Source organism: Streptococcus suis (assembly GCF_902702775.1).
In the GTDB taxonomy this organism is placed as follows: Bacteria; Bacillota; Bacilli; order Lactobacillales; family Streptococcaceae; genus Streptococcus; species Streptococcus hashimotonensis.
Genome location: NZ_LR738724.1, coordinates 428,078 through 439,967 on the forward strand (window position 1 = coordinate 428,078; position 11,890 = coordinate 439,967).

General features: G+C 40.1%; 13 protein-coding genes and 1 pseudogene. 12 read left to right on the forward strand and 2 right to left on the reverse strand.

Annotation, left to right across the window (positions count from 1 at the left end):
• Positions 1-43 precede the first annotated feature (43 nt).
• Positions 44-1,393 (reverse strand): annotated as a pseudogene (rlmD, locus tag GPW69_RS02240) (23S rRNA (uracil(1939)-C(5))-methyltransferase RlmD); the annotation flags it as partial.
• Between the two features lie 37 nt (positions 1,394-1,430).
• On the opposite strand from rlmD, the gene recX reads away from it, so the two are divergent.
• The 4 genes from recX (at position 1,431) to GPW69_RS02260 (ending at position 4,022) form a co-directional block, all read left to right on the forward strand.
• Positions 1,431-2,207: a recombination regulator RecX gene (gene recX, locus GPW69_RS02245; protein WP_074391582.1), complete on the forward strand. Its 777-nt coding sequence runs from the start codon at positions 1,431-1,433 to the stop codon at positions 2,205-2,207.
• 75 nt (positions 2,208-2,282) lie between these two features.
• Complete coding sequence (ntdP, locus tag GPW69_RS02250; RefSeq protein ID WP_004194106.1) at positions 2,283-2,816, forward strand: nucleoside tri-diphosphate phosphatase; 534 nt, start codon at positions 2,283-2,285, stop codon at positions 2,814-2,816.
• A 57-nt stretch (positions 2,817-2,873) separates the two neighbouring features.
• Positions 2,874-3,191 carry a DUF960 domain-containing protein gene (locus GPW69_RS02255; protein ID WP_004194104.1) on the forward strand — a complete coding sequence of 106 codons (318 nt, stop codon included), beginning with the start codon at positions 2,874-2,876 and terminating at the stop codon, positions 3,189-3,191.
• Between the two features lie 99 nt (positions 3,192-3,290).
• Positions 3,291-4,022, forward strand: a complete 732-nt coding sequence (locus tag GPW69_RS02260; protein ID WP_074391581.1) for a GntR family transcriptional regulator — start codon at positions 3,291-3,293, stop codon at positions 4,020-4,022.
• 139 nt (positions 4,023-4,161) lie between these two features.
• Here GPW69_RS02260 and GPW69_RS02265 read toward each other — a convergent pair whose 3' ends face one another.
• A complete protein-coding gene (locus GPW69_RS02265; RefSeq protein ID WP_015646515.1) occupies positions 4,162-4,872 on the reverse strand; it encodes a GntR family transcriptional regulator in 711 nt (236 codons plus the stop codon).
• Positions 4,873-5,093: 221 nt separating this feature from the next.
• Between GPW69_RS02265 and GPW69_RS02270 the strand changes: the two genes are divergently transcribed.
• From GPW69_RS02270 to GPW69_RS02305, 8 genes are all read left to right on the forward strand, one after another.
• Positions 5,094-6,866, forward strand: a complete 1,773-nt coding sequence (locus tag GPW69_RS02270; RefSeq protein ID WP_074391580.1) for a glycoside hydrolase family 35 protein — start codon at positions 5,094-5,096, stop codon at positions 6,864-6,866.
• Between the two features lie 53 nt (positions 6,867-6,919).
• Positions 6,920-7,405, forward strand: a complete 486-nt coding sequence (locus tag GPW69_RS02275; protein WP_004194095.1) for a PTS system mannose/fructose/N-acetylgalactosamine-transporter subunit IIB — start codon at positions 6,920-6,922, stop codon at positions 7,403-7,405.
• Between the two features lie 38 nt (positions 7,406-7,443).
• Positions 7,444-8,340 (forward strand): PTS mannose/fructose/sorbose/N-acetylgalactosamine transporter subunit IIC, encoded by an 897-nt coding sequence (locus GPW69_RS02280; protein ID WP_024384350.1) that lies wholly within the window; start codon positions 7,444-7,446, stop codon positions 8,338-8,340.
• Positions 8,327-9,145, forward strand: a complete 819-nt coding sequence (locus tag GPW69_RS02285) for a PTS system mannose/fructose/sorbose family transporter subunit IID (RefSeq protein ID WP_024384351.1) — start codon at positions 8,327-8,329, stop codon at positions 9,143-9,145. The genes GPW69_RS02280 and GPW69_RS02285 overlap by 14 nt, the downstream gene beginning before the upstream one ends.
• Positions 9,145-9,546 carry a PTS sugar transporter subunit IIA gene (locus tag GPW69_RS02290; RefSeq protein WP_044758659.1) on the forward strand — a complete coding sequence of 134 codons (402 nt, stop codon included), beginning with the start codon at positions 9,145-9,147 and terminating at the stop codon, positions 9,544-9,546. Before GPW69_RS02285 ends, GPW69_RS02290 begins: the two co-directional genes overlap by 1 nt.
• A gap of 182 nt (positions 9,547-9,728) precedes the next feature.
• Positions 9,729-10,730 carry an aldose epimerase family protein gene (locus tag GPW69_RS02295; RefSeq protein WP_074391579.1) on the forward strand — a complete coding sequence of 334 codons (1,002 nt, stop codon included), beginning with the start codon at positions 9,729-9,731 and terminating at the stop codon, positions 10,728-10,730.
• 109 nt (positions 10,731-10,839) lie between these two features.
• Positions 10,840-11,094 (forward strand): DUF1912 family protein, encoded by a 255-nt coding sequence (locus GPW69_RS02300; protein ID WP_002943432.1) that lies wholly within the window; start codon positions 10,840-10,842, stop codon positions 11,092-11,094.
• A gap of 175 nt (positions 11,095-11,269) precedes the next feature.
• Positions 11,270-11,656, forward strand: coding sequence for a helix-hairpin-helix domain-containing protein (locus GPW69_RS02305; protein ID WP_074391578.1), 387 nt, complete (start codon positions 11,270-11,272; stop codon positions 11,654-11,656).
• Positions 11,657-11,890: the final 234 nt, after the last annotated feature.

An 11,890-nucleotide genomic window follows, 5' to 3' on the forward strand; every position in this document is an offset into this window, starting at 1 on the left:
GGTCGTCTTCATTAATTTCAAGATCAATATGATGGTTGATATCTCGTTTGGACAATTTAACAACCGCCTCGGTCCGTGCTGTGTGGGGAAACATGTCGACAGATTGAATGTATTCTACCTTGTAGGCTTTGCTTAGTTCAACAAGGTCCCTTGCAAGGGTGGAGACGTTGCAGGATACGTAAACCATTTTAGCTGGTTTGTAATCCAAAATGGTTTTGAGGAGCTTTTCATCGAGTCCAGTTCGTGGAGGATCAACTACCAAGGCATCGGCCCTGTAGCCTTCTTGGTACCACTTTGGAATGATTTCTTCTGCTTTACCTGCCTCATAGTGGGTATTGGATAGTCCCATTCGCTTAGCGTTTGCTTTAGCATCCTCGATGGCTTCTGGAATAATGTCCATACCTCGAACAGATTTGACCTTTTTAGCAAAGGCGAAGCCGATTGTGCCCACGCCACAGTAGGCATCAATCAAGTCTTCATCTCCTGAAATATCCAAAGCCTTGACGGCCTCGCCATATAGAATTTCTGTTTGTTGGGGATTTAGTTGGTAAAATGCCCGTGGAGATAGCGAGAATTCGTAATCTAAAACAGCTTCATCGATAGCTTGTTCGCCCCATAAAATTTCTGTTTTTTCACCATAAATATCACTCGTTTTCTGTCTATTCCAGTTTAGAGCAATAGTGATTATACTTGGAAATTGACTGGTGAGTTCATCAATTAATTTAATAAGATTAACCTGACAAGAGGTGATAAAAATCACTTGAACTTGACCTGTTTTTCGAGCCTTGCGGACCATAACCGTGCGGATTCCATGTTGCTTGCGCTCATTATAAATAGGAATACGGTGCTTGGTGAGTAGCTTTGCGATTCCGTTGATAATCTCTTGTGTTTCGGCATCTTGGACGTAACAATTCGTAATTCCAATCAAGCGATGGGAATTTTCCGCATAGAGACCGGCCTTGACTTGATCTTTGAAAGATCGAGTCTGGAACTGTAATTTGGCACGATAGTGGATAGGCTTATCCATACCGATTGTTGGATAAATAGTGTAGTTTTCGTAGCCAGCTGGTTTGAACTTTTTTAGGGCCTGCTGCAAGAGATCTTGTTTGAAGTCTAATTGTTTATCATAGCGGAGGTGCATGATTTGGCAACCACCACAGGCTTGATAGATGTCACAGGCCGGCTTGACACGGAATTTTGATTCCTTGTTGATTTTTAACAATTTTGCTTCAACGAAATTTCGTTTGACTGAGGTAATTTGACAAAAAATTTCTTCTCCCTTAAGGGCACCAGGGACAAAGACTAGCGTTTTTTGATAAAATCCGATGCCTTCTCCGTTGATGCCCATTCGTTTGATTTTTAAGGGGATTCGTTGGTTTACTTGTAGATTCATATTATTATTTTACCGAAAAATCCTGTATAATGAAAGAATGAGAATTACAAAAATTGAAAAGAAGAAACGTCTTTATTTACTTGAAGTGGATGGTCAGGATAGTTTATATATTACGGAAGACACAATTGTTCGCTTCATGCTTAGTAAGGGAAAGGAAATCACGGAGCAGGAGTTTCGTGAGCTTCGCGATTTTGCTCAGTTTTCTTATGGGAAAAATCTAGCACTTTATTACCTTTCCTTCAAGCAACGTACCAAAAAAGAAGTTAGTGATTATCTAAAAAAATATGAAATTGAAGAAAACAATATTGTCAAGATAGTGACGGTATTAGAAGAGGAAAAATGGCTGGACGATGGGAATTATGTTGATAGCTATGTCCGTCAGAATGCTCTAAATGGAGATAAGGGACCAGCTATGATTCGGCAGAAGTTGATGCAGAAAGGAATTCCTAAACCGCTGATTGATAAAAGACTGGCTGAGGAAGATTTTTCAGAGCTTGCTAGGAAGATTGGGGAGAAATTGGAGGGTAGATACCAAAGAAAATTACCTCTTCGAGCTTTGCAAGATAAAGTTGTGCAGGGATTGATGGGGAAGGGGTTTTCTTATGAGACGGCCAAACAAAGCCTGGGTCAGTTGGAACTTGTGGCTGATGAGGAAAATGAAGATGATTTAATCGCCAAGGAATTGGATAAGCAGTATAGAAAATATAGTCGTAAATATGAAGGCTACGAATTGAAGCAAAGGTTGATACAGGCTTTGGCTCGAAAGGGTTATGACTTTGATCGGATTCAGGCTGTCCTTCGTGATTATCTGTGAAAAAATTTAGCCTAGGTTAGAAAAATATGATATAATAGTCAAGATAAATTGTAATTGTAGAAAGTTGGTAACAAAGTGAAATTACCAAAGGAAGGCGACTTTATTACAATTCAAAGTTATAAGCATGACGGTGAAATTCATCGCACTTGGCGTGACACCATGGTATTAAAAACAACGGAAAATGCTATTATTGGAGTCAATAATCATACCTTAGTGACTGAAAATGATGGTAGGCGTTGGGTAACAAGAGAACCAGCAATCGTTTATTTTCATAAAAAATACTGGTTCAATATCATTGCAATGATTCGTGAAAACGGAGTTTCCTATTATTGTAACCTTGCTAGTCCATATGTTCTCGATAATGAGGCACTCAAATACATTGATTATGACCTCGATGTTAAGGTCTTTGCTGATGGTGAAAAGAGACTGCTGGATGTGGATGAATATGAGCGTCATCGTAAGGCGATGAAGTATTCGGATGATATTGATTTTATTTTGAAGGAAAATGTCAAGATACTGGTTGATTGGATTAATAACCAGCGCGGACCATTCTCTCCAGCCTACGTTAATATCTGGTACAAACGCTATTTAGAACTGAGAAGTAGATAAAGTTAGAAAAGAAAATCCTGTTTTACAGGCTTTTTTCTTATTGTAAAGGAGGGGCTTATGGCCTTTGAACAAACAAATGGGCGCTATGCAAGTTTTGGAGTTGTGACCTCGCTTCCTGGGGAAGTGATTGATAGTTTCTGGTATGTTATTGATCACTACTTAAAAGGGGTTATTCCGTTAAAAAGTGTAATCCGTTTTTCTATCAAAAATCGTCGTGGTAAGATTACGCTGGTCTTTTCGCAGGAAGGTTATAAAAATGTACTGGCTGTAGATCTAAGTAGTCGTTTTGATCCTTTTTATCCCTCAACAATCTTGGTAATGGACAAGCAGGGAAAAGAGACCATTACTTTGCCAGATGAGGTGACCTTGCTTTAGCTTGAAGAGCTGGTATTTTATCACCCGAGATATTGTTAATATATGAAATTTGGTGTAAAATAGGTTTGTAAGCTTATGTGGGTTAGAAAGGAGGAGTCTATGGTTAGTCAAACTGTTGAAAAACCTCTCTATTTGCAGTTGGTTGATGAATTGGAAGTTGCAATTCGTGAGAGGATGGCTCCGAATGACAAGTTATTTTCAGAGCGTGAGTTGACACAGGTTTATGGTGTCAGTCGTATTACAGTTCGTTTGGCTTTGCAAGAATTGGAAAAACGTGGCTTAGTCTATAAGAAGCATGGTAAGGGAACCTATGTATCTGAGATTTCAGATACTGCAGTTGATTTGTCTCAGGCCTATAGTTTTACTGAGCAAATGAAAAAAATTGGGAAAGTACCGAGGACATCGATTTTATCCTTTGAATTGGTTAAGGCGTCGGACTATATTGCGCAGCATCTACAACTTAGTCAGGGTGAGGAAGTGTTTGAAGTTGAACGTTTGAGACTTGCAGATGAGGTTCCGATGATGTTGGAAAGGACATATGTTCCTGCCTCGCTATTTCCTGGATTAGCTGCTCAGCAAATGAAGTCAACTCCCTTGTATGAAATTTTTTCAGAGGATTATCATCAGGTGATTCGTTTGGCAGAAGAAGAGTTCTATGCAAGTATTGCTTTGGATAATGAAGCTAAGATACTTGGAATTCCAAGCAATAGTCCAGTGCTTCATTTGGTAAGAAAAACCTATAATGATAAGAATAGAATTATCGAATTTACGTTTAGTATTGCTAGAGCGGACCAGTTTCGTTACAAGATTACCCATCAACGGGGATATTAGAATTAATACTCTTCGAAAATCAAAATTATTCGTTGTCAAGAGCCTTGATGAAATCCAGTTCTATCTTCGGTTTCGTTTCTTAGGCTACTTTTGATTGTTATTGGGTATGAAAAAAACGCGGACGTTAGTCTGCGTTTTTTTAGCGATGGTTGGCTGTAATTTCAAATTTGTAATACTTCCAGTGTTTGTAAGTTTCAGTATATTCCATCACTTCACCGCTAGTACTGTTGGTAGTTGTTTTGTTTTGTAGTACAGCTGGTTCAGTCGCTTTTAACTTCAAATGAGTGGCAACCTCTTTTGGACATGGGCTGACAATTTCATTCGTTTCTACAAATGGTTCCTCGGACATGTGGATATTGTAGTCCAGTTTGAAGCGTTGATAGATTGATTGATAGTGCTCGAGTGGAGCATCGGGATTCTGGATATATCGTTGAGGGATATATGAATTGTGGAAGATGTATGGAGTGTCTTCTGCTGCGCGGACGCGTACAATTTTATAGTAAAACTCATTCTTGTCAAGATTTAGTTTTTCAAGGATATCGGGTTTATTGCCTTTTTCGCACGAGAGAACAGTAACCTTATCCTTATCCATCGGAAAAATCTCAATATCAGAAAATTCTACAAGACGTCCTTTGCGTGAACGGGATACAAAGGTTCCTTTACCTTGTTGACGAACGAGGTAGCCGTCCTTAACTAGTTCGTTTACTGCACGAATAACGGTGATAGAGCTAACGTTAAATAGTTTTGTTAATTCAGATTCTGTGTAAAATTTGTCGCCATTTTCAAATTTGCCAGAGATAATTTGCTGGCGTAAGTCGTTTTGTATAAGCTGGTACTTAGGTACTTTCATACTTATTTCCTTCCTTTCCATGGCTCATTATACTAAATTAATTGATGAAAATCAAAAAATATAGCTGGAATCCATAAAAAAAATAGATGTAATCCCTTTCGGAGTAAGGAAATAGAGGTGTTTGTAAAAAAAGTAAAAAATTTTAAAAAAAGTACTGGACATAACCACAAATAAGTGTTAGTATATTAATAGAAAGGTAAGCGGTTGCATCGGAGGAAGAAATGAAAGAATTTTATATTGGAGACCAATTTTATTTGGACGGTGAACCCTTTAAGATTTTATCAGGCGCGATTCATTATTTTCGTGTCCATCCTGATGATTGGTACCATTCTTTGTATAACTTAAAGGCTCTTGGTTTTAATACGGTTGAAACCTATGTCCCTTGGAATATGCATGAACCTCGAAAGGGTGAGTTTTGTTACGAGGGTATATTGAATATTGAGCGATTTTTGAAATTGGCTCAAGAATTAGGGCTTTATGCAATTGTACGTCCTTCACCTTATATTTGTGCGGAGTGGGAATGGGGTGGCCTCCCTGCTTGGTTGATGAAGGAAGAGCTTAGAGTACGTTCGAGTGATTCGGTGTACTTGCAGCACTTAGATGAATATTACGCTTCTCTTATTCCTAAATTGGCCAAGCTCCAACTCGCACAGGGTGGAAATGTACTTATGTTCCAAGTGGAAAATGAGTATGGCTCTTATGGTGAGGAGAAGGAGTATCTAAGATCGGTGGCTGGCTTGATGCGTAAACATGGTCTAACTGCTCCCTTGTTTACCTCGGACGGTTCTTGGCGAGCAACATTACGTGCAGGAACACTGATAGAGGACGATGTATTTGTAACAGGAAACTTTGGCTCTAAAGCTAGAGAGAATTTTGCAAATATGACGGCATTCTTTAATGAACATCAGAAGAATTGGCCACTCATGTGTATGGAATTTTGGGATGGTTGGTTCAATCGTTGGGGCGATGAAATTATTCGTAGAGAGCCGGAGGAAATGGTTGATTCGGTTATGGAATGTATCGAATTGGGCTCCTTGAATCTGTACATGTTCCATGGTGGAACAAATTTTGGTTTCATGAATGGTTGCTCTGCTCGTGGTCAAATTGATTTGCCTCAGGTAACTTCTTATGATTATGATGCTATATTGGATGAAGCTGGAAATCCTACTAAGAAGTTTTATCTTTTGCAACAACGTTTGAAAGAAGTCTATCCTGAATTAGAGTATGCAGAACCGCTTGTAAAAGAGGCAAAAGCTTTTTCAGATGTGTCGCTTCATGATAAGGTGAGTTTATTTGCTACTCTAGAAAATGTAAGCGATTGCGTAAAAGGGTTTTATCCTAAGAATATGGAAGAGCTTGATCAGTCAACAGGTTATATTTTATATAGAACAGAGTTGGAGCGGGATAAGACAGAAGCGGAACGTTTCCGAGTAGTTGATGCGCGTGACCGTATCCAAATTTATGCAGATGGAAAATTCGTTGCAACTCAGTATCAGACTGAGATTGGTGACGATGTTGAATTGGATTTTAAAGATGACAAGCTAAAATTAGATATTTTGGTAGAAAATATGGGACGTGTCAATTATGGGCATAAACTAACGGCTCCTACCCAGTCTAAAGGGCTTGGTCGAGGTGCGATGGCTGATTTACATTTTATTGGTCATTGGGAAACCTATCCTTTGCATCTTGAGTCAGTTGAGGACTTGGATTTTAGTAAGGGCTGGGAGGAAGGTCAAGCTGCTTTCTATCGTTATCAGTTTGAACTGGATGAACTTGCGGATACTTACTTAGACATGACAGGTTTTGGTAAGGGAGTTGTTTTCGTTAATAATGTAAATATTGGACGTTTTTGGGAAAAAGGGCCAATCCTCTATCTCTATATTCCAAAAGGATACTTAAAGAAAGGAGCGAATGAAATAATTGTCTTCGAGACAGAAGGAAAATATAGAGAGAAGATTCATTTTTCACAAAGACCCGTTATAAAAGATTTGTAGAAATTTTAATCGGTTTCTGCCTAAAAGATTTATGAAGAAAAGGAGAACACTGTATGGCAATTATTGCTACGCGTATTGATGGTCGTTTGATCCACGGTCAGGTTGCTAACTTATGGACGACGAAATTGAACATCGGTCGTATCATGGTTATCGATGATGCTGTTGCTCAAAATGACATTGAAAAACAAGGACTGAAATTAGCATGTCCTCCAGGCGTAAAATTATCGATTTTACCGATTGAAAAGGCTGCTAATAATATTAAGGAGGGCAAGTATGATAGTCAACGTCTCTTGATTGTTGCTCGTCGTCCAGAAAACTTCCTTCGCTTGGTAGAGTACGGGGTTGAGCTCCCTGAGTTGAACGTAGGGAATATGTCTCAAACTCCGGAAACTCGTTCTGTAACTCGTTCTATTAACGTTGTAGATAAGGATATTGCAGATTTTGATGCCTTGGCGGCTAAGGGTGTAAAATTATTTGCACAAATGGTACCTGGCGATTCACCAAAAGACTTTATGCCATTATTGGATAAGGTTAGATAACATTCGGATATTTTTGAAAAATTTAAAGGAGGATCACTATTATGCAATGGTGGCAAATATTACTTCTAACGCTCTACTCTGCTTACCAGATTTGTGACGAGCTGACAATTGTATCGTCAGCAGGTTCACCAGTCTTTGCAGGGTTTATCACTGGTTTAATCATGGGCGATATGACAACAGGTTTGGCAATTGGTGCCAGCTTGCAGTTGATGGTGCTTGGTGTAGGTACATTTGGTGGTGCGTCACGTATTGATGCAACATCTGGTGCGGTATTGGCGACAGCCTTCTCTGTATCACAAGGTATTGACCCTGAACTTGCAGTAGCTACTATCGCAGTTCCAGTAGCAGCACTTCTTGTTTATACAGATATTGCTGGTCGTTTCTCAACTACTTTCTTTGCACACCGTGTAGATGCGGCGATTGAACGCTTTGACTACGCTGGTATCGAACGCAACTATCTGCTTGGTGCAATTCCTTGGGCACTTTCTCGTGCACTTCCAGTTTTCCTTGCCCTTGCTTTTGGTGGTGAGTTTGTAGATGCAATGGTTAAAACTATTGAACAATACCAATGGATTGCCAACGGTTTGACGCTTGCAGCTCGTATGCTTCCAGGTCTTGGTTTTGCAATCTTGCTTCACTATCTTCCACTTAAACGTAACCTTCACTACTTGGCGGTAGGTTTCGCTCTTACAGCTATGTTGACTGTTCTTTACGGTAACGTATCAGCTTTGGGTGGTGCAGTTGCTGGTATCGTTGGCACTCTTCCTGAAGATGCAGGCGTAAGCTTTGTCAATAACTTCAAAGGTTTGTCAATGATTGGTATCGCTATTGTGGGTGCATTCCTTTCAGTGATTCACTTCAAAAATAGCCAAAAAGTAACTGTGGTTGCTCCATCAAATTCAGAAAGTGGGGAAATTGAAGATGACGAAATCTAATTACAAATTAACAAAAGAAGATTTTAATCAAATCAACAAACGTAGCTTGTTCACTTTCCAACTTGGTTGGAACTATGAGCGGATGCAGGCATCTGGCTACCTCTACATGATTTTGCCACAATTGCGTAAAATGTATGGAGATGGTACTCCTGAGTTGAAGGAAATGATGAAATTGCATACTCAGTTCTTCAATACTTCACCATTTTTCCATACCATCATCACAGGTATTGACTTGGCACTTGAAGAAAGTGACGGTGTGGCTTCTAAAGATGCAGTTAACGGTATTAAAACTGGTTTGATGGGACCATTTGCCCCAATTGGTGACTCAATCTTTGGTTCATTGGTACCAGCTATCATGGGTACTGTTGCAGCGACTATGGCGGCTCAAGGTCAGCCTTGGGGTATCTTCCTTTGGGTAGCAGTAGCAGTGGTTTATGACATCTTCCGTTGGAAACAGTTGGAAGTTGCCTACAAAGAAGGTACTAAGTTGATTACAACCATGCGTGATCGCTTGACAGCTCTTGTTGATGCTGCTTCAGTCATGGGTGTCTTCATGATGGGTGCCTTGATTGCAACTATGATTAACTTTGAAGTGACTTGGGCTCCAACTGTAGGTGAGAAAGTGATTGACATTCAAGACTTGCTCAACACAATCTTCCCTCGCCTTGTTCCAGCTGTCTTTACAGGTTTTGTATTCTGGTTGCTCGGTCGTAAAGGTATGACCTCTACCAAGGCTATCTTGATCATCATTGCGCTTGCTCTTTGCTTGTCAGCAATCGGTCACTTCGCATTTGGTATGGCATAATGACTAGAAGTTTAGTATTAGTAAGTCATGGTATCTTCTGCGAGGAGTTGAAAAAATCTACTGAAATGATTATGGGGCCTCAAGAGGACATATATACAGTAGCTTTATTACCAGAAGAAGGTCCAGAAGACTTCCAGAAAAAATTTGAAGAAACAATTGCTAATCTAGATGACTTTGTTGTCTTCGCAGACTTGTTGGGCGGTACACCAGCCAACGTCGTATCACGAAAATTGATTGAAGGTGGGCAGTTTGACCTCTATGCAGGTATGAATATGCCAATGGTTATCGGCTTCTTGAACGGCGTCTTGCTTGGCGAAGCTGTAGACTATGTCGAATTTGGTACAAGCAACCTAGTTCATGTCAATAGCCTATTAACAAGTGATGAAGATGACGATGAGTGAAACAGTCAGGGAAGTGACTGTTTCAGCCTGAGCCTAGAAATAAGAGAGTGAGGCTAACTCAGCCGATTGTTACAGACGGATTTGATTTTCGTTAATTATAAAATGTTCTATAGTTGATAGGCTTTAAGTATCCTGAGGGAGTTACAATAGTGACTCCCTCATTTGGCTTGTGAGGAAAAGAAATGATTGAAGTAAAAACATTTGGTGAAAAAGCAAAACTGTATTGCTTGGAAAACAAGAATGGCATGCAGGTAACCTTGACGGATTTTGGAGCTAGAGTGGTAGAAGTGCTTCTGCCAGTAGAAGAAAATGGCGGTTTACGAAATGTCAGTTTGGCGGCTAAGTCGGATGAAGATTACCGCAAGACAGATTTGTATCCTGGTTCAACAATTATCCCAGTAGCGGGGCGTATTTCAGGTGCCCAAGCTGAGATAAAGGGAACAAGCTATCATTTTACAGAAAATGAACCTGGTAGGACTCTACACGGTGGGGTTGACACGGCAAATGAGCAGTACTGGGACGTTGAGCTAGACCATGAGAGAAATCAAGTGACCTTTGGTATGGTCCTAAAAGATGGTTTTAATGGCTTTCCTGGTGATGTGAGGGTCAAGGCTATTTATTGTTTGACGGATAAAAATGAATTGACAGTTGACTACCAGGCTGTATCGGATAAGGATACGATTTTTAATCCGACCAACCATATCTATTTCAACTTGACTGGTGATTTTCAACGGTCAGTTGCCGAGCACCGTATTAAAATTGCTGCCAATCACTATGCTCCGCTTGGGGAGGATAACCTGCCAACGGGTGTCTTAGAAGATGTGACAGGGACGCCGTTTGATTTTAGAGATTTTGCGCCTTTTACTCAGGGATTTGATAGCCAATATCCTCAAAATGTGTTGGTAAAAGGCTATGACCACCCATGGGTATTGGAAGAGGTGGATATTCCGGTAGAAGTTTTGAGTCCAGATGGGAAAATTGGACTCAGTGTCAAAACCAACCAGCCTGCGGTCGTTATTTATACATATAATTTTCCTGTTGAAGCTTTGGCCTGTTACCACGGTGTCTTTAGTTTAGAGTGTCAGGCCTTGCCGAATGCGTGCAATGTCGATGGATTTGGTTCGATTTTGTTAGAACAAGGAGAAGAATTTCTGTCTAAAACGACCTATCGTTTTACTTGGTAAAAAAATGGGGACTCTAACTGTGTTACAGTTAGGGTTTTCTTGTGTTTTCTAGAAAATATGGTATAATAAACCGGTGTGTTTCAATTGAAGCAGGCGAAAGAGGAAAATAATGACAAAAGAACAAGAATTTTTAAAAGAATTTGAAGCTTGGGTCAACACTCAGGTCATGGTAAACGAGATGGCGGTTGAAGAAAGTCGTCGTGTCTTGGAAGAAGACAAAGATGAGCGTGCAGCGGATGCTTATATTCGTTATGAGAGCAAGCTGGATGCCTATCGATTCATTCAAGGGAAATTTGCCAACTACCATGCTGGCAAAGGTTTTCATGATTTACCAGATGAGTTGTTTGGTCAAAGGCATTATTAAGAAACTATATTCACAGTTCAGCATTTCTATCTAAGGATAGTTCTTCAGCTATTCATCGTTGTTTTTTCAAAATACAGTCAGTATTTCCTCAAAAAACGGCCTTGATTAGTGAAAAACTATTTCTTATATAGGTACTTTACTTGTGAGTACAGGTTCTAAGGAGAAAGGAGTTAACATGGCAAAGAAAAAAGTAAATCGAAAAAAACAATTGAAAAAACAATTAGCAGACTTGAAACGTGCAGGTCGTGTAGGTCTTGAAAGAGCTGCAGAGGTAGTAGAGACAGTTGCTCACAAGACTGAGGCTGTAGTAGAGCATGCTGTGGAACAAGTGAAAGAAGTTGTAGCAGAGGTGACTTCTTCAGCGACTTCATTGGAAGACTTTTTGGCACTTCCTGAGTTGGAAGGCATTGCGGCAGCACGTTTGGAAACCTTCTACGAAGCAGGTATTCAATCTGTGGCGGATTTTGCAAACCATACAGAAAAAGAGCTCTTGGCTCTTAAAGGCATCGGTCCTGCAACCATCAAGCAGTTGAAAGAAAAAGGGATTGAGTTGAAAGCTTAAATCCCTTGCTTTTCAAGGTGCAATTTGTTACAATAAAGCCATTCAGAGGTGTTTTGAGCCCCATTTGTCACAGGAAGCGGTGGTACTGAGAAATCCGCACAAATGTCAAAACTGGTTGCTGATGGTGTGAATCGAATAAGCAAAGTGCAGATAACTTATCTGAACAAGGGTGGTACCGCGGAATAACTTCGTCCCTGTCTAGCAAGTCTAGGCGGGGATTTTCATTTGGAAAGG

What these genes read in the sequence shown, in the direction of transcription:
- GPW69_RS02285 (WP_024384351.1), top strand. Translation starts at nt 8,327, where the DNA reads ATGACGAAATCTAATTACAAATTAACAAAAGAAGATTTTAATCAAATC.
- GPW69_RS02260 (WP_074391581.1), top strand. Translation starts at nt 3,291, where the DNA reads ATGGTTAGTCAAACTGTTGAAAAACCTCTCTATTTGCAGTTGGTTGAT.
- recX (WP_074391582.1), top strand. Translation starts at nt 1,431, where the DNA reads ATGAGAATTACAAAAATTGAAAAGAAGAAACGTCTTTATTTACTTGAA.
- GPW69_RS02255 (WP_004194104.1), top strand. Translation starts at nt 2,874, where the DNA reads ATGGCCTTTGAACAAACAAATGGGCGCTATGCAAGTTTTGGAGTTGTG.
- GPW69_RS02270 (WP_074391580.1), top strand. Translation starts at nt 5,094, where the DNA reads ATGAAAGAATTTTATATTGGAGACCAATTTTATTTGGACGGTGAACCC.
- GPW69_RS02265 (WP_015646515.1), bottom strand. Translation starts at nt 4,872, where the DNA reads ATGAAAGTACCTAAGTACCAGCTTATACAAAACGACTTACGCCAGCAA.
- GPW69_RS02295 (WP_074391579.1), top strand. Translation starts at nt 9,729, where the DNA reads ATGATTGAAGTAAAAACATTTGGTGAAAAAGCAAAACTGTATTGCTTG.
- GPW69_RS02305 (WP_074391578.1), top strand. Translation starts at nt 11,270, where the DNA reads ATGGCAAAGAAAAAAGTAAATCGAAAAAAACAATTGAAAAAACAATTA.
- GPW69_RS02275 (WP_004194095.1), top strand. Translation starts at nt 6,920, where the DNA reads ATGGCAATTATTGCTACGCGTATTGATGGTCGTTTGATCCACGGTCAG.
- GPW69_RS02290 (WP_044758659.1), top strand. Translation starts at nt 9,145, where the DNA reads ATGACTAGAAGTTTAGTATTAGTAAGTCATGGTATCTTCTGCGAGGAG.
- GPW69_RS02300 (WP_002943432.1), top strand. Translation starts at nt 10,840, where the DNA reads ATGACAAAAGAACAAGAATTTTTAAAAGAATTTGAAGCTTGGGTCAAC.